Annotated in this window: 21 protein-coding genes; 6 read left to right on the forward strand and 15 right to left on the reverse strand. The window is 67.9% G+C overall.

Features of this window, described 5'->3' with window-relative positions; all coding sequences use genetic code 11:
• Positions 1-8: 8 nt before the first annotated feature.
• The 5 genes from rpsD to infA form a co-directional block, all read right to left on the reverse strand.
• The gene (gene rpsD / locus ACJMNC_RS07585) at positions 9-614 is read right to left on the reverse strand and encodes a 30S ribosomal protein S4 (RefSeq protein WP_408947334.1); all 606 of its coding nucleotides are present in this window, start codon (positions 612-614) and stop codon (positions 9-11) included.
• A 23-nt stretch (positions 615-637) separates the two neighbouring features.
• On the reverse strand, positions 638-1,045 hold the full coding sequence (rpsK, locus tag ACJMNC_RS07590; protein WP_408947335.1) for a 30S ribosomal protein S11: 408 nt from the start codon (positions 1,043-1,045) through the stop codon (positions 638-640).
• Positions 1,045-1,413, reverse strand: coding sequence for a 30S ribosomal protein S13 (rpsM, locus tag ACJMNC_RS07595; protein ID WP_408947336.1), 369 nt, complete (start codon positions 1,411-1,413; stop codon positions 1,045-1,047). The genes rpsK and rpsM overlap by 1 nt, the downstream gene beginning before the upstream one ends.
• A 172-nt stretch (positions 1,414-1,585) precedes the next feature.
• Positions 1,586-1,699: a 50S ribosomal protein L36 gene (gene rpmJ / locus ACJMNC_RS07600; protein ID WP_026917227.1), complete on the reverse strand. Its 114-nt coding sequence runs from the start codon at positions 1,697-1,699 to the stop codon at positions 1,586-1,588.
• A 45-nt stretch (positions 1,700-1,744) separates the two neighbouring features.
• The gene (infA, locus tag ACJMNC_RS07605) at positions 1,745-1,966 is read right to left on the reverse strand and encodes a translation initiation factor IF-1 (protein WP_005187701.1); all 222 of its coding nucleotides are present in this window, start codon (positions 1,964-1,966) and stop codon (positions 1,745-1,747) included.
• Positions 1,967-2,268: 302 nt separating this feature from the next.
• On the opposite strand from infA, the gene ACJMNC_RS07610 reads away from it, so the two are divergent.
• The 5 genes from ACJMNC_RS07610 (at position 2,269) to dtd (ending at position 7,355) form a co-directional block, all read left to right on the forward strand.
• Positions 2,269-2,676 (forward strand): phage holin family protein, encoded by a 408-nt coding sequence (locus tag ACJMNC_RS07610; protein WP_408947337.1) that lies wholly within the window; start codon positions 2,269-2,271, stop codon positions 2,674-2,676.
• A 3-nt stretch (positions 2,677-2,679) separates the two neighbouring features.
• Positions 2,680-3,585, forward strand: coding sequence for a DUF4396 domain-containing protein (locus ACJMNC_RS07615; RefSeq protein ID WP_408947338.1), 906 nt, complete (start codon positions 2,680-2,682; stop codon positions 3,583-3,585).
• 38 nt (positions 3,586-3,623) lie between these two features.
• Entirely contained in the window at positions 3,624-4,490 is an 867-nt protein-coding gene (gene fdhD, locus ACJMNC_RS07620; protein WP_408947339.1) for a formate dehydrogenase accessory sulfurtransferase FdhD, read from the forward strand.
• Between the two features lie 66 nt (positions 4,491-4,556).
• Entirely contained in the window at positions 4,557-6,881 is a 2,325-nt protein-coding gene (locus ACJMNC_RS07625) for an FdhF/YdeP family oxidoreductase (protein WP_408947340.1), read from the forward strand.
• A gap of 27 nt (positions 6,882-6,908) precedes the next feature.
• Entirely contained in the window at positions 6,909-7,355 is a 447-nt protein-coding gene (gene dtd, locus ACJMNC_RS07630; protein WP_408947341.1) for a D-aminoacyl-tRNA deacylase, read from the forward strand.
• Here dtd and ACJMNC_RS07635 read toward each other — a convergent pair.
• From ACJMNC_RS07635 to rpsH, 10 genes are all read right to left on the reverse strand, one after another.
• On the reverse strand, positions 7,260-8,618 hold the full coding sequence (locus ACJMNC_RS07635) for a glycosyltransferase 87 family protein (RefSeq protein WP_408947342.1): 1,359 nt from the start codon (positions 8,616-8,618) through the stop codon (positions 7,260-7,262). The genes dtd and ACJMNC_RS07635 overlap by 96 nt on opposite strands.
• Before the next feature lie 11 nt (positions 8,619-8,629).
• On the reverse strand, positions 8,630-9,424 hold the full coding sequence (map, locus tag ACJMNC_RS07640) for a type I methionyl aminopeptidase (protein ID WP_408947343.1): 795 nt from the start codon (positions 9,422-9,424) through the stop codon (positions 8,630-8,632).
• A 6-nt stretch (positions 9,425-9,430) separates the two neighbouring features.
• Positions 9,431-9,979 carry an adenylate kinase gene (locus ACJMNC_RS07645; protein WP_408947344.1) on the reverse strand — a complete coding sequence of 183 codons (549 nt, stop codon included), beginning with the start codon at positions 9,977-9,979 and terminating at the stop codon, positions 9,431-9,433.
• Positions 9,976-11,310, reverse strand: coding sequence for a preprotein translocase subunit SecY (gene secY / locus ACJMNC_RS07650; protein WP_408947345.1), 1,335 nt, complete (start codon positions 11,308-11,310; stop codon positions 9,976-9,978). The genes ACJMNC_RS07645 and secY overlap by 4 nt, the downstream gene beginning before the upstream one ends.
• Before the next feature lie 241 nt (positions 11,311-11,551).
• The gene (rplO, locus tag ACJMNC_RS07655; protein ID WP_408947346.1) at positions 11,552-11,995 is read right to left on the reverse strand and encodes a 50S ribosomal protein L15; all 444 of its coding nucleotides are present in this window, start codon (positions 11,993-11,995) and stop codon (positions 11,552-11,554) included.
• Positions 11,995-12,177 carry a 50S ribosomal protein L30 gene (gene rpmD, locus ACJMNC_RS07660; protein ID WP_408947347.1) on the reverse strand — a complete coding sequence of 61 codons (183 nt, stop codon included), beginning with the start codon at positions 12,175-12,177 and terminating at the stop codon, positions 11,995-11,997. The genes rplO and rpmD overlap by 1 nt, the downstream gene beginning before the upstream one ends.
• 2 nt (positions 12,178-12,179) lie before the next feature.
• Positions 12,180-12,836, reverse strand: coding sequence for a 30S ribosomal protein S5 (rpsE, locus tag ACJMNC_RS07665; protein ID WP_408947348.1), 657 nt, complete (start codon positions 12,834-12,836; stop codon positions 12,180-12,182).
• A gap of 46 nt (positions 12,837-12,882) precedes the next feature.
• Entirely contained in the window at positions 12,883-13,278 is a 396-nt protein-coding gene (rplR, locus tag ACJMNC_RS07670) for a 50S ribosomal protein L18 (protein WP_408947349.1), read from the reverse strand.
• 3 nt (positions 13,279-13,281) lie between these two features.
• Positions 13,282-13,818 carry a 50S ribosomal protein L6 gene (rplF, locus tag ACJMNC_RS07675; protein ID WP_408947350.1) on the reverse strand — a complete coding sequence of 179 codons (537 nt, stop codon included), beginning with the start codon at positions 13,816-13,818 and terminating at the stop codon, positions 13,282-13,284.
• Positions 13,819-13,833: 15 nt separating this feature from the next.
• Positions 13,834-14,232 (reverse strand): 30S ribosomal protein S8, encoded by a 399-nt coding sequence (gene rpsH / locus ACJMNC_RS07680; RefSeq protein WP_408947351.1) that lies wholly within the window; start codon positions 14,230-14,232, stop codon positions 13,834-13,836.
• A 518-nt stretch (positions 14,233-14,750) separates the two neighbouring features.
• On the opposite strand from rpsH, the gene ACJMNC_RS07685 reads away from it, so the two are divergent.
• Complete coding sequence (locus ACJMNC_RS07685) at positions 14,751-15,233, forward strand: Dps family protein (protein ID WP_408947352.1); 483 nt, start codon at positions 14,751-14,753, stop codon at positions 15,231-15,233.
• Positions 15,234-15,349: the final 116 nt, after the last annotated feature.

The raw sequence follows: 15,349 nt of genomic DNA on the forward strand, positions 1-15,349 counted from the left end.
GGTGGGGACTACTTCGAGTAGAACTCGACGATGAGCTGCTCGGTCAGCGGGACCTCGATCTGCGCGCGCTCGGGCACGTTGTGCACCAGGATGCGCAGGGTCGACGGAACCACCTGCAGCCACGCCGGAACCGGACGGTCGCCGAGGGTCTCCTTGGCGATCTGGAACGGGGTGGTCTGCAGCGACTTCGGCCGGACGTCGATGATGTCGTACTGGCTGACCCGGAAGCTCGGGACGTCCACGCGCTGGCCGTTCACGGTGAAGTGACCGTGGCTGACCATCTGGCGGGCCTGACGACGGGTCCGGGCCAGGCCGGCGCGGTACACGACGTTGTCGAGGCGGGTCTCGAGGATCTTCAGCAGTTCGTCACCGGTCTTGCCGGGGCGACGGTTGGCTTCCTCGTAGTAGCGACGGAACTGCTTCTCCATCACGCCGTAAGTGAAGCGGGCCTTCTGCTTCTCCTGCAGCTGCAGCAGGTACTCGGTCTCCTTGATCCGCGCGCGGCCGTGCTGGCCGGGCGGGTACGGGCGACGCTCGTACGCCTGGTCTCCACCGATGAGATCGACGCGGAGACGACGGGACTTCTTGGTTGCGGGGCCGGTATAACGAGCCATGGTTTCTCTTCCTCCCTCTCCCGCTAGACCCGGCGCCGCTTGGGCGGACGGCAGCCGTTGTGCGGCTGCGGGGTCACGTCGGAGATGGTGCCGACCTCGAGGCCGGCTGCCTGCAGCGACCGGATGGCGGTCTCACGACCCGAGCCCGGTCCCTTGACGAATACGTCGACCTTCTTGACGCCGTTCTCGGCGGCCTTGCGAGCGGCGTTCTCGGCAGCGAGCTGCGCGGCGAACGGGGTGCTCTTACGCGAGCCCTTGAAGCCCACGTGGCCGGACGAGGCCCAGCTGATCACGTTGCCCTCGGGATCGGTGATCGAGATGATCGTGTTGTTGAACGTCGACTTGATGTGTGCGTGGCCGTGCGGAACGTTCTTCTTATCGCGACGGCGAGTGCCCTTCTTGGGGCCTGCGCTACGTGACTTCGGAGGCATTACTTCTTCTTCCCGGCGATGGTCTTCTTCGGGCCCTTGCGAGTGCGGGCATTGGTCTTGGTGCGCTGACCGTGAACGGGCAGGCCACGACGGTGGCGCAGACCCTGGTAGCAGCCGATCTCGATCTTGCGACGGATGTCGGCCTGCACCTCACGGCGCAGGTCGCCTTCGACCTTCACCGAGGATTCGATGTACTCACGCAGCTTCGCGACGTCTGCGTCGGTCAGATCCTTCGCGCGCAGATCCGGCGAGAGGCCGGTGGCGGAGAGGATCTCCTTCGAGGTGGTGCGACCCACCCCGTAGATGTAGGTGAGTGCGATCTCCAGCCGCTTTTCGCGGGGAAGATCCACACCTGCAACACGTGCCATGTGGCGTTTCCTTAATCTTTCAGAGGTCTGCTCCCAGTCCGTCCCGACTCGGCGTCGGGCCCCGGCCTCTGAACCGGGGGTGGGCGTCCGCGCGTCTGCGGATGCTGGTGCTGGGAGTTCCTTGGGTACTGCCTGTGTTCAGTTGTTCAAGCGACCTTGAGAAGGGCGACGATCAGCCCTGACGCTGCTTGTGGCGCAGGTTTTCGCAGATCACCATGACCCGTCCGTTACGGCGGATCACCTTGCACTTCTCGCAGATCGGCTTGACGCTCGGCTTGACCTTCACGTCAGCTTCTCCTTTTGTCTCCCCGGGTCGATTCCCGGGAGGGGCTTACTTGTAGCGGTAGACGATCCGTCCACGACCGAGGTCGTAGGGCGAGAGCTCCACTACCACCCGATCCTCGGGCAGGATGCGGATGTAGTGCTGCCGCATCTTGCCGCTGATGTGGGCCAGCACCTTGTGGCCGTTCTCGAGCTCGATGCGGAACATCGCATTGGGCAGAGGCTCGACAACGCGACCCTCGACCTCAATGGCTCCGTCTTTCTTAGCCATGTCCTCCGCGATTCTCCTCCGGGAAGGCGATACCTCGTGTCCCCGGTCGGATTCGTTCATTTTCCGCTACGGTTGGCACATCGAGCGGTCCCACCGACACCGATCACCGAGGTGACCGGTCGCGGGCATGCGGGATCCCTGCGACGCACCGAGGTTCAATACTACGCGAGGAGCGCGCCGCCTCCAACTCAGCGAGCGCGCAGGCCGAGATCAGCCGCGGTGCGGGTCGGCGCCGGCGGCCGCGGAGACTTCCTGCGCGGGTCGTACCGTCCGGCGCCGTCCGTACTGGCAGACTGATGTCCATGCGCGACTTCGTCCTCCGGACCCTGCTCACCGGTTTCTCGCTGTGGATCGCCACGCTGATCGTCCCCGGTCTGTACTTCGACTTCGGCGACGTGCACAGCTGGTGGGCCAAGTGCGGCATCGTCGTCCTGGTGGCCGTGGTCTTCGGCCTGGTCAACGCGGTGGTCAAGCCGATCGTGCAGATCCTGTCGATTCCGCTCTACATCCTCACCCTGGGCCTGATTCACATCATCATCAACGCGCTGATGCTCGAGCTCACCTCCTGGCTGACCCGGAACGTCTTCCCGTGGGGGCTCGAGGTGGAGCGCTTCTGGTGGACCGCGATCTTCGGGGCCCTGGTCATCTCGGTCGTCGGCTGGCTCACAGCCATTCTGCTGCCGGACGACGTCGACACCCTGTACAGCTGAGTTGTGCTGCATAATTCCGACATACCCGGCTGGCTGCTGATCGTCGCATCGATCTCGCTGGCGCTCGGTGTCGCCTGCGCCGTGCTGGTGGCCGCCGACATCGCCCGCCACCCGCAGCCGATGCGGGTGATGAACGTCGTCTGGCCCGTCTGCGCGCTCTTCGGCTCCGTGCTCTGGGCGGCCGCCTACTTCTGGTGGGGCCGCGCGCAACGGCCGACCGCCGCCGACGACGCGCAGGACATGAGTGGCATGGACATGTCCGGTATGGACACGAGCGGTACGGACATGCCGGGCATGAAGATGAGCAGCTCGGACACGAGCGGTACGGGCATGCCGGGCATGGACATGAGCAGCTCGGACATGGGCGGTATGGACATGCCGGGTATGGACATGCGCCCGGCGCTCGGCCTGTCCGGACGACCGCACAGCCGGCCGGTCTCGGTCTTCGTGGGGACCAGCCACTGCGGCGCCGGCTGCTCGCTGGCCGACCTGATCGTCGAATGGACGATCTTCGCGGTGCCGTCGGTGGCCGTCGTCGGCGGCCTGCACTGGCTGTTCAGCGACGAGCTGTACGCCGGCTGGGTGATCGCCTACGTGGTGGCCCTGATCATCGGCATCGCCTTCCAGTTCTTCGCGATCGCACCGATGAACCCCCAGCGCGGCGTCGCGGCCAATGTGGCGGCCGCGGCCAAGGCCGACGTGCTCTCGCTCTCGGCCTGGCAGATCGGCATGTACGGGGCGATGGCCGTGGCACAGCTGGCGGTCTTCCCGGCCTGGCTCGGCGACCGGGTGGCGGTGGACACCCCGGTGTTCTGGCTGACGATGCAGGTGGCGATGCTCGCCGGATTCTGTACGGCCTATCCGGTGAACTGGTGGCTGATCCGGGCCGGGGTCAAAGAGGCGATGTAAGGCGCCCTACGGCTCGGGGAGCGGATAGACTCGCGCCCATGGGACGCATCACGGCCCGGCGGCCGGTTGTCCGCGTCCGGCGGGGAGCAGCACCGAGTCCCCGGGCCGACGTACTCGCCGTCGAGGAGCCACTGGAGATCCGGGTGAACGGCTCGGTGCTCAGTGTCACCATGCGCACCCCCGGCCACGACGTCGACCTGGCGCTGGGATATCTGGTCGCCGAGGGCGTGATCTCCGCCCCCGGCGACGTCCTCACCGCCCGCTACTGCGCCGGCGCCGTCACCGCCGCCCCCGGCGAGCCGCCCGCGAACACCTACAACGTCCTCGACGTGGCGCTCGCCCCGCACGTGCGCCCGCCGTCGGCCGACCTGGTGCGGCGCACCACCACCAGCAGCGCCTGCGGGGTGTGCGGATCCACCAGTCTCGACGCGGTCGCCGCGGCGGCGCGCTTCGCCGGCGTCGACGACGCGGTGACCGTCGACCTGGAGCTGCTGCTGGATCTGCCCGAGCGGCTGCGGGCCGAGCAGTCGGCGTTCGACAAGACCGGCGGCCTGCACGCGGCCGCCCTGTTCGACGCGGCCACCGGCGAGCTGCTGGTGGTGCGCGAGGACGTCGGCCGGCACAACGCCGTCGACAAGGTGATCGGCTGGGCGCTGCGCGAGGGCCGGCTGCCGCTGCACGGCACCGTCCTGCAGGTCTCCAGCCGCAGCAGCTTCGAGCTGGTGCAGAAGGCCGGCATGGCGGGCGTCCCGGTGCTCGCGGCGGTCTCCGCCCCCTCGTCGCTGGCCGCCGAGCTGGCCGAACGTCTGGGCATCACCCTGGCCGGCTTCGTCCGGGGTGACACGGCGGTCCTGTACTCGCGCTCTGAGCGCGTCGTCACAGAAGCGGCGATCAGCAGCCGCTGACCGGCCGTCGCTCATAGACTGGACTCACCCCCCCTCCAGCTCACAGCCCACCCGAGCGAGGACCGCATGACCCATACGCCGCCCGTCGACGACTTCACCGATGCACATCTGACAGTGAGTCCTCCCGCCACCTGGGCGGTGGGACTGACCGCCATCGAGAAGGCGATGCTGCCCGCCCTCGGAGAACTGGACCCCGAGCGCACCGCCAAGGTCTCCTTCTCCATCAACCACAAAGCCGGCTTCGACTGCCCGAGCTGCGCCTGGGCCAACCCGGACCGCTCCAAACCACTCGAGTTCTGCGAGAACGGCATGAAGTCGGTGATCTGGGAGTCCACGCCGACGGTGATCCCGCGCCGCTTCTTCCAGGAGCATTCGCTCACCGATCTGGCCGGCAAGTCCGAGTACTGGCTGGGCCGGCAGGGCCGCATCGGCGAGCCGATGTACAAGCCCGCCGACGCCGACCACTACCGCCCCATCTCCTGGGACGAGGCCCTCGATCTGGTGGCCGAGCGCCTGCGCGGCCTCGACGACCCCGACGAGGCGGTGTTCTACACCAGCGGGCGGATCACCAACGAGCCGGCCTTCCTGTTCCAGCTCCTCGCCCGCGCCTACGGCACCAACAACCTGCCGGACTGCTCCAACATGTGCCATGAGGCGACCGGCGCCGGCATGGTGCCGGCGATCGGGATCGGCAAGTCCACCATCCACTACGACGACTTCGCGGAGGCGGATCTGGTCATCGTGATGGGCCAGAACCCGGGTACCAACCATCCGCGGATGCTCAACGCGCTCCAGGACACCAAGGTCGGCGGCGGCGCCATGGTGGCGGTGAACCCGCTGCCCGAGGCTTCCCTGCTGCGCTTCAAGAATCCGCAGAAGCCGGTCGGCCTGATCGGCGACGGCATCGCCCTGGCCGATCAGTTCGTGCACATCAAGATCGGCGGCGACATGCACCTGATCCAGGCGGTCGCCAAACGGGTGCTGCTGGCCGAACAGGTCACGCCCGGGCAGGTGCTCGACTGGGACTTCATCAACGAGCACTGCGAGAACTTCGAGGCCTACCGGGACCACATCCTGGCGATCGACGACGACGAGGTGCTCGCCGCGACCGGCCTGCAAGCCGCCGAGATCGAGGAGCTCGCGGAGCGTTACCTGAACTCCGACGCCACCATCGTCACCTGGGCTCTGGGCATCACCCAGCACAAGCAGGCCGTCGGCACCATCGCCGAGATCATGAACCTGCTGATGCTCAAGGGCAACATCGGCAAACCGGGCGCCGGCGCCTCCCCGATCCGCGGGCATTCGAACGTGCAGGGCGATCGCACGATGGGAATCTGGGAGCAGATGCCCGACTCCTTCCTCGACGCGCTCGCCGGCGCCTTCGGTTTCGAACCGCCGCGCGCGCACGGCCTCGACAGCGTCAACGCGATGAACGCGATGGAGGAGGGCCGCATCCGGGTGTTCTTCTCGATGGCCGGCAATCTGGTGGCGGCCATCTCCGATTCGGCCCGCGCCGAGGCCGGCATGCGCCGGGTGGATCTGACGGTCTCGGTGACCACCAAACTCAACCGCTCACATGTGGTCACCGGCCGCGAGTCACTGCTGCTGCCGGTGCTCGGCCGCACCGAGTACGACGAGCAGGCCACCGGCCGGCAGGCCACCAGCGTCGAGGACACCGTCTGCTTCGTCAACCGGACCCACGGCGAACTGCCGCCGGTGTCGAAGGATCTGCTCTCGGACGTGTCGGTACTGTGCCGGCTCGCCCAGCGCCTCGTTCCCGATGTCGGCACCATCGACTGGGCCGGCTTCGAGGCCGACTACGACCGCATCCGCGATGCCATCGAGGCGACGATCCCCGGCTTCGAGAACTTCAACGAGCGGCTCCACCGCGACAAGGGCTTCCTGCTGCCGCATCCGCCGCGCGACGCCCGCCGCTTCCCCACCCCCTCCGGACGGGCCCGCTTCACCGTGCACACCGCCGAACACGTCGCGGCGCCGCCCGGCCGGCTGATCCTGCAGACGATGCGCGCCCACGACCAGCACAACACCACCATGTACGGTCTCGACGACCGCTACCGCGGGATCAGCGGCGGCCGGTTCGTGGTCTTCGTCAGCCCGGAGGACCTGGCCGACCTGGGCCTGTCCGACGGGCAGACGGTGGACGTCTTCAGCGAATGGCCGGGCGAGCCCGACCGGGTGCTGCGCGGCTACCGGGTGGACTCCTATCCCACCAAGAAGGGATGCGCGGCGCTGTACTTCCCGGAGGGCAATGCGCTCATCCCGCGCGGCGCGGTGGCCGACGGCTGCAACACCCCGGCGTCCAAGCAGATCATCGTGCGCCTCGAACCCGGAACCACGCCGGCCGCCACCGGCCGGCCGGTCACCGAGTAGCACCGGCGGCCCGGTAGCCTGCCGGGCATGCGGGCAGTGGTGCAGCGGGTCAGTGCGGCGTCGGTCAGTGTCGACGGCGAGGTGGTGGGCCGTTTGGAGCTGTCCGACGGCCGGCAGGGTCTGGTGGCCCTGGTCGGGGTGACCCACGACGACGGCCCCGCCGAGGCCGCGAAACTGGCCGAGAAGCTCTGGCGGCTGCGGATCCTCGACGGCCCCGACGGTCAGGCCGGAGCCGCTGATCTGAACGCCCCGATCCTGGTGGTCAGTCAGTTCACCCTGTACGCCGACACCCGCAAGGGCCGTCGCCCGTCGTGGCAGGCGGCCGCGCCGGGTCCGGTGGCCGAACCGCTGGTCGATCGGCTCGTCGACGAGTTGCGGTCAGCGGGCGCCGTCGTCGCCACCGGCCGGTTCGGCGCGCACATGACGGTCGACCTGGTCAACGACGGTCCGGTCACCCTGATCCTCGACGTCTGATCGGCCGGATCCGGCCCGAGCCGCGGCATCGTCCGGATGGTCGGCGGTCCGGCCGGCGGTGAGGCACCAGCGCAGGCAGGACACGGCCAGCACCAGCACCACCAGGTTGCGGACGGTGAACACCAGCGCCCCGCCGAGATTGGACGGGTTGTCCACGGCCAGGCCGTAGGTGCCCGGATACACCAGCAGAGTGCAGAAGGCGGCAAGCACGGTCTGCCAGGCGATGGTCGAGACGATGCGGCGCCGGCTCACGATCAGCGCCACCGCCACGGCCGGCGCCAGCCACACCAGATACTGCGGCGAGAAGACCTTGTTGGTGACGATGATGCCCATGACCGCGGCGAGGAAGAAGGCCAGTGATCGCAGCGGCGTCCAGTCGTCGCGCAACAGCCGGGCCACCGCCCAGGCGAGCGCGGCCAGCACCACCAGCGCCGTCCCGACGGTGCTCACCGTCTGCAGGGTCTGCGCACCCGTCCCGGAGATCTCCCAGCTCTTGGAGGCCGCGAGCTGCACATGCCAGCGTTCGGTGTCGCCGGTGATCGCGTAGGCCAGCAGCAGCGGCGTGGCCAGGATCGACTCGACCTGCAGACCGCGGTCGGTCTGGTAGGTCAGCGGCGAGGTGAGCCGGTCGGTGCCGCCGATCGCCAGCACGATCAGCGCCAACACCACCAGCCCGCCCACGAACCACGCGATGCGCGTCCAGGTGCCGGCCCGTCGCCAGCCGCCGACCAGTCCGGCCGCCAGCACACCCGGCCACAGCTTCATCATGGTGGCCACCGCCAGCAGCACCGGCGCCCACCGGGATCTGGCCGGCGAATCGCTCACCAGCAGGGCGGCGGTCGCGGCCACCAGCATGCCCGGAAAGATGTCCAGCCGGGTCAGGAAGATCGGGCCGGAGACTGCGGCGAAGGCCACCCAGAACCAGGCGGCCCGGTGCCCGGGATCGCGGTCCCAGCGCAGCAGGCAGTAGGTGAAGACCGCCGAGACGATCAGGCTCAGCGCGATGAAACCGGCGACGAAGGCGCCCTCGTCGTCGGTCAGCAGCGACACCAGCCGGGTGGGCCAGGTGCCCACCTCCGGATACTCGTCCATGGCGGTCGCGTCCCGGCCGGTCATCCCGCGGAAGTAGTACTGCACGTCGCCGGTGGAGGTGCCGGCGATGCTGATCCAGATCACCGGGATCAGATGAGCGGCCAGCCAGCCGGCCCACACCCAGCGCCGATCGCTCCGCCAGTGCGGCGCCGCCGCCTGCTGTGCGCTCATGGTCGTCGAGGTCAGGGCCGCAGGGTCAGGATCCGCGGACCGTCCTCGGTCACCGCGACGGTGTGCTCCCAGTGCGCGGCCCGGCTGCCGTCGTCGGTGACCACCGTCCAGTCGTCGTCGAGCGTGGTGGTCTCGCCGACGCCGAGAGTCAGCATGGGTTCGATGGCGAGGGTGGAGCCGACCACCAGTTCGGGGCCGTGGCCCGGTGCGCCCTGGTTCGGCAGGAACGGGTCGAGATGCATCTCGCGGCCGATACCGTGCCCGCCGTAGCCGTCGACGATCCCGAAGGCCCGGCCGAACTGCTTCTCGGCCGCGTGGGTGCCGGCCTCGATCGCCGCGGAGACGTCGGTGAGCCGGTTGCCCGGAACCATCGCCGCGATCCCCGCGTTCATCGACAGCCGGGTCGCCTCGGACAGGTCGGCGTCGGCGGCCGAGAGCCCACCGACCCCGAACGACCAGGCGGAGTCGCCGTGCCAGCCGTCGAGGATGGCGCCGCAGTCGATGGAGACCAGGTCGCCCTCGGCCAGGACCACGCTCGGCGACGGGATGCCGTGCACCACCACGTCGTTCACCGAGCTGCAGATCGAGCCCGGGAAACCCTGATAGCCCTTGAACGAGGGCACCGCACCGGCCTCGCGGATCACCGTTTCGGCGATCTCGTCGAGGTCGGCGGTGCTCACTCCGGGCTTCGCCGCGTCCCGGCAGGCGACCAGCGCCGCCCCGACGATGGCCCCGGCCGCCGCCATGGCGTCGAGTTCACCGGCGGAGCGGAACGGTACGACTTTCCGCCTGCGGAAGCGACCCACGGGGTCTTAGGCCTTGCCGAGCGCCGAGAGCACCCGCTGGTGCACCTCGTCGATCTCGCCGATGCCGTCGACCTCGGTGATCGTGCCGGCGTAGTGGTCCAGCAGCGGCGCGGTCTCGGCGTTGTACACCGACATCCGGTTGCGGATCACGTCCTCGGTGTCGTCGGCGCGGCCGCGGGCGAGCATCCGCTCGACCACCACGTCCTCGTCGACGGTGAACGAGAGCACGCCGTCGAGCTTGGCGTTCAGATCGGTCAGGATCTGCTCGAGGGCCACCGCCTGCTCCGTGGAACGCGGGAAGCCGTCGAGGATGAAGCCCTCCGTCGCGTCCGGCTCGGCGAGCCGCTCGCGCACCATGTTGATGGTGATCTCCGGCGGCACCAGGTTGCCGGCGTCGAGGTACTTCTTGGCCTCGAGGCCGATCGGGGTGCCCTGCGAGATGTTCGCTCGGAACAGGTCGCCGGTGGAGATGTGGGGGATGCCCAGCGCCTCCGACAGCTTTTCGGCTTGCGTGCCCTTGCCCGCTCCGGGCGGGCCGAGAATCACCAGTCTCACTTCAGGAACCCTTCATACTTGCGTTGCATCAACTGGCTGTTGATCTGCTTCATGGTGTCGAGGCCGACGGCCACCATGATCAGAAGCGCCGTACCGCCGAACGGCATGTTGGCCATCTCTCCGCCGCCGCTGCCGACCTCCATGAACAGGTTCGGCAGGATCGCGATGAGACCCAGGTACAGCGAGCCCGGCAGGGTGATGCGGTTCAGCACGTAGCCGAGGTACTCGGCGGTCGGCCGTCCCGGACGGATACCGGGGATGAAGCCGCCGTAGCGCTTCATGTCGTCGGCGCGTTCCTCCGGGTTGAAGGTGACGGCCACATAGAAGTAGGTGAAGAAGATGATCAGCAGGAAGTAGACCAGGATGTGGAACCAGCTGGCCGGGTTGATCAGGTTGTCCTGCAGCCACACCTGCCAGCCGGAGACCTCGCCGGAGCCCTGCGTCAGGCTCAGGATCAGCTGCGGGATGTAGAGCAGCGAGGAGGCGAAGATGACCGGGATGACGCCGGCGGTGTTGACCTTGATCGGGATGTAGGTGGACGAGCCGCCGTACATCTTGCGGCCCACCATGCGCTTGGCGTACTGGACCGGGACGCGGCGCTGCCCCTGCTCGATGAAGACCACCGCGAGCAGGATCACCAGGATCGCGACGCAGACCAGGCCGAAGGCCAGACCGCCGCGGCTCTGCAGGATGTTGCGGCCCTCGGCGGGCAGACGCGCGGCGATACCGGCGAAGATCAGCAGGGACATGCCGTTGCCGATGCCGCGCTCGGTGATCAGCTCGCCCATCCACATCACCACGCAGGCGCCGGCGGTCATCACCAGGACGATGATCGACAGGGCCAGGATCGAATGGTCGTGCAGGATGGCCTGCGCGTCACAGTCCGCGCCCGAGGTGGGCAGCAGGGTGCCGTTGGAGGCCAGGGCCACGATGCCGGTCGACTGGAGCAGTGCCAGCGCCACCGTCAGGTAGCGGGTGTACTGCGTCATCTTGTTCTGGCCGGACTGGCCTTCCTTGCGCAGCTGCTCGAAGCGCGGAATCACCACGGTCAGCAGCTGCACGATGATCGACGCCGTAATGTACGGCATGATGCCGATCGCGAATACCGACAGCTGCAGCAGTGCGCCGCCGGAGAACATGTTGATCAGTGAGTAGATCTGCCCGGAGTCACCACGGCTGGCGGCGTCCACACAGTTGTTGATCTCCCGGAAGTCGACGCCGGGCGACGGCAGGGTCGCACCCAGGCGGTACAGCACGAGGATTCCGAGGACGAAGAAGATCTTCTTCCTCAGGTCGGGCGTCCGGAAGGTCGCCACCAGGGGGGAAAGCACTAAATCCTCCTACCACCTCGGGCCGGTCGGCCGGTCGGTGCTTTCGGGCTACTACTCGACAAGAATCAGGAGGTGCCGCTCGGCGGTCGGACCGACCGGAGACACCAGGAAAAACTCTAACAGTCCGCCAGACACAGCCGGTCAGGTGAGCGGGCGCGCAGTCGGTATTCGACCGTTTGCCCGGCTCACCTGACCGGGGTGTGTCATCGCTTTCGCGTGGCGGTGATCACCGGGTAGCGACTCACAGCTCGGTGGCGGTGCCGCCGGCGGCGGTGATCTTCTCCTTGGCGGAGCCGGTGAACTTGTTGGCCGTGATGTCGACCTTCACCGTCAGCTCACCGTCGCCGAGCACCTTCACCAGCTGGTTCTTGCGCACGGCGCCGGCGGCGACGAGCTCGTCGACGCCGATGGTGCCGCCCTGCGGGAACAGCCGGGAGATGTCGCCGACGTTGACGACCTGGTACTCGACCCGGTTGCGGTTCTTGAAGCCCTTGAGCTTCGGCAGCCGCATGTGGATCGGCATCTGGCCGCCCTCGAAGCCGGCCGGCACGTTCTTGCGGGCCTTGGTGCCCTTGGTGCCGCGGCCGGCGGTCTTGCCCTTGGAGCCCTCACCGCGACCCACGCGGGTCTTCTCGGTCTTCGACCCGGGAGCCGGGCGAAGATGGTGCAGCTTGATAGCGCTCATTACTTAACCTCTTCGACGGTCACGAGGTGCCGGACCACGTTGATCAGACCACGGTTGATCGGCGTGTCCTCGCGGGTGACGGTCTGCCGGATGCCCTTGAGGCCAAGGGTGCGCAGGCTGTCACGCTGGTTCTTCTTGGTACCGATGGTGCCCTTGATCTGGGTGATCTTCAGCTCAGCCATGGTCATGCTCCTTCAGTGGTGGCGGAAGCAGCGGCCGCAGCACGGGCACGCAGCATGCCCGCCGGAGCGACCTCTTCCACCGACAGACCGCGGCGGGCCGCGACCTCTTCGGGCTGCTGCAGCGACTTGAGCGCGGCGACGGTGGCGTGCACCACGTTGATCGCGTTGTCCGAGCCGAGGCTCTTGGCGAGGACGTCCTTGACGCCCGCGCACTCGAGCACGGCGCGCACGGCGCCGCCGGCGATCACACCGGTACCCGGGCTGGCCGGGCGCAGCATGACGACGCCGGCCGCGGCCTCACCCTGAACCGGGTGGGTCACGGTGCCGCCGATCATCGGGACGCGGAAGAAGTTCTTGCGAGCCTCTTCGACACCCTTCTGAATGGCTGCCGGCACTTCCTTGGCCTTGCCGTAGCCCACGCCGACCATGCCCTGGCCGTCGCCGACCACCACGAGGGCGGTGAAGCTGAACCGGCGGCCACCCTTGACCACCTTGGAGACGCGGTTGATGGTGACGACGCGCTCGAGCTGGTTCCGCTCTTCGCGGTCGCGGCCTCCGCGGTTGTCACGACGGTCGCCGCGTCCGCGGCCCCCGCGCTGATCGTTGCTGTTGCTGTTTCCGGCGGGTCCGTTTCCGCCGTCACGCTGACGTCCGGGCATCAGAGGTTCCCTCCGGTCATGGTCATGGTGTTGGTCATCGTCATCATCAGAACTTCAGTCCTCCCTCGCGGGCGGCGTCGGCCAGGGCCGCGATGCGGCCGTGGTAGGCCTTGCCGCCGCGGTCGAAGACCACGGTGTCGATGCCGGCGGCCTTGGCGCGGGCGGCGACGAGTTCGCCGACCTTGGCGGCCTGAGCCGACTTGTCACCGCCGGCGGCACGCACGTCGGCCTCGATCGAGCTGGCGGCGGCCAGGGTGTGGCCGGTCAGATCGTCGATGACCTGCACGTGGATGTGCCGGCTGCTGCGCTTGACGGCCAGGCGCGGACGAGCCGCGGTGCCGTTGACCTTCTTGCGGAGACGGGCATGACGACGGTTGGTCGCGGTGCGACGCCGAGTCGACACGTCCGTGCCGAGGGCCTTGCGAGTTGCTGTATCAGTCATGGCTTACTTACCCGTCTTTCCGACCTTGCGGCGAATCTGCTCACCCTCGTAGCGAATGCCCTTGCCCTTGTAGGGGTCCGGGCGCCGCAGCCGGCGGATGTTGGCCGAGATCTGGCCGACCAGCTGCTTGTCGATGCCCGACACCGAGAACTTGGTGGGCGACTCGACGGCGAAGGTGATGCCCTCGGGGGCCTCGATCGGCACCGGGTGGCTGTAGCCGAGGGCGAACTCGAGGTCCTTGCCCTTGGCCTGCACGCGGTAGCCGACGCCGAAGATCTCCATCTTGGTGGTGTAGCCCTCGGTCACGCCGACCACGAGGTTGTTCACCAGCGAACGGTTCAGGCCGTGCAGAGCGCGGTTGCGGCGCTCGTCGTTGGGCCGGGTGACGACGATAGTGCCGTCTTCCTTGGCGACCGCGATCGGCTCGGTGACGGTCAGGCTCAGTTCCCCCTTGGGGCCCTTCACCTTGACGTCCTGGCCGTCGACGGTCACGTCGACTCCGGCGGGGATAGCGATGGGATTCTTACCAATACGCGACATGTTCTTAGCGCTCCCCTACCAGACGTAGGCGAGGACTTCGCCGCCCACGCCCTGGTTGGCTGCCTGACGGTCGGTGAGCAGGCCGGACGACGTGGAGATGATGGCCACGCCGAGGCCGCCCAGGACCTTGGGCAGGTTGGTGGACTTTGCGTACACCCGCAGACCCGGCTTGGAGACGCGGCGCAGACCAGCGATGCTGCGCTCCCGGCTCTGGCCGTACTTGAGGGTGACGGTGAGGTTCTTGCCGACTTCAGCGTCCGTGACCTGGTAGTCGGTGATGTAGCCCTCACGCTTGAGGATCTCGGCGATGTTCACCTTGATCTTCGACGACGGGAGGGTCACCTCGTCGTGGTACGCCGAGTTGGCGTTGCGCAGACGCGTCAGAAAGTCTGCGATCGGGTCAGTCATGGTCATGGTTGACCGTCAACCTTTCTCGTGGCGGTTCCCATACAACGACGAACCGGGCTGACGCCCGCACCGTCGGTGGGCCTTCCACGAAGTGGATAGTTGTGCAAGGTTCTGCGGCTGATCGCTCGGGCCGCGACCTTGTCCGGTTCCATTGGCTTTTCACCGGGACCGGAAAAGGTATGAAGTTGTTGCTCCCGGGGGCACAGTTCACCCAGGCAACCGCTCTAGTGTAGAAAACCCGCGCCCAGAACCCAAATCCTGGGCTTTCCCACTCCCGCCTCGCGCTTTCTCCAGCTTCGCGTCGCCGGCTGCCCCCAACTAATCTGGACTCAATCCAGATTAGCTGATAGAGTGGAAGCAACGACGGCGAGGACGGATCCACCGCTCCCCAGCCCGGAGCACACGGTCCGTCGTCAGCCCCTCGCCGCCGTCTGGAAAGTCCGGAAATCGAAGTGTCCGACCGCACGCCCACCAGGCGTCGGCGGAACGGTCTCGGCAGCACAGTCGCCGGGAGAGGAGTCACCATGACCGACACCACCGCACCCATCAAGGGCCTGCTCGACGACGACGCCCGGCAGATCGCCGGCGACGCCCTGCAGGCCACCCTCGTCGACCTGATCGACCTGAGCCTGATCGCCAAGCAGGCGCACTGGAACGTCGTCGGCGTCAACTTCACCGCCGTGCACGCCGACCTCGACGAGCTCGTCGACGTGACCCGCGAGTTCTCCGATGCCACCGCCGAGCGGGCCACCGCCATCGGCGTGAGCCCGGACGGCCGGAGCGCGACCGTCGCCAAGACCACCGGCGCCCGCGGCATCGGCGAGGGCTGGATCGGCGACACCGACACCGTCTCGGTGATCGTCGAGAACCTGGCCGCGGTCACCGGCGGCATCCGCGAGCGGATCACCGCGACCGGCGACGTCGACCCGGTCACCGAGGACCTGCTCATCGGCATCGCCGCCCGGCTCGAGCAGCTGCACTGGATGTGGCAGGCCCGCAAGGCCTGACCCGAGCGGCCCGGCCACGGGTACCGCCTCGATCCGCCGTTCGCATCCTCGTTTCGGGTTCGCGGCCTCAGCTCAGGCCGCGAACCCGAAACGGCGCAGCGGAATGGGGCTCGTGG

The sequence above is a fragment of the Gordonia sp. VNK21 genome (assembly GCF_046098115.1).
Taxonomy (GTDB): domain Bacteria; phylum Actinomycetota; class Actinomycetes; order Mycobacteriales; family Mycobacteriaceae; genus Gordonia.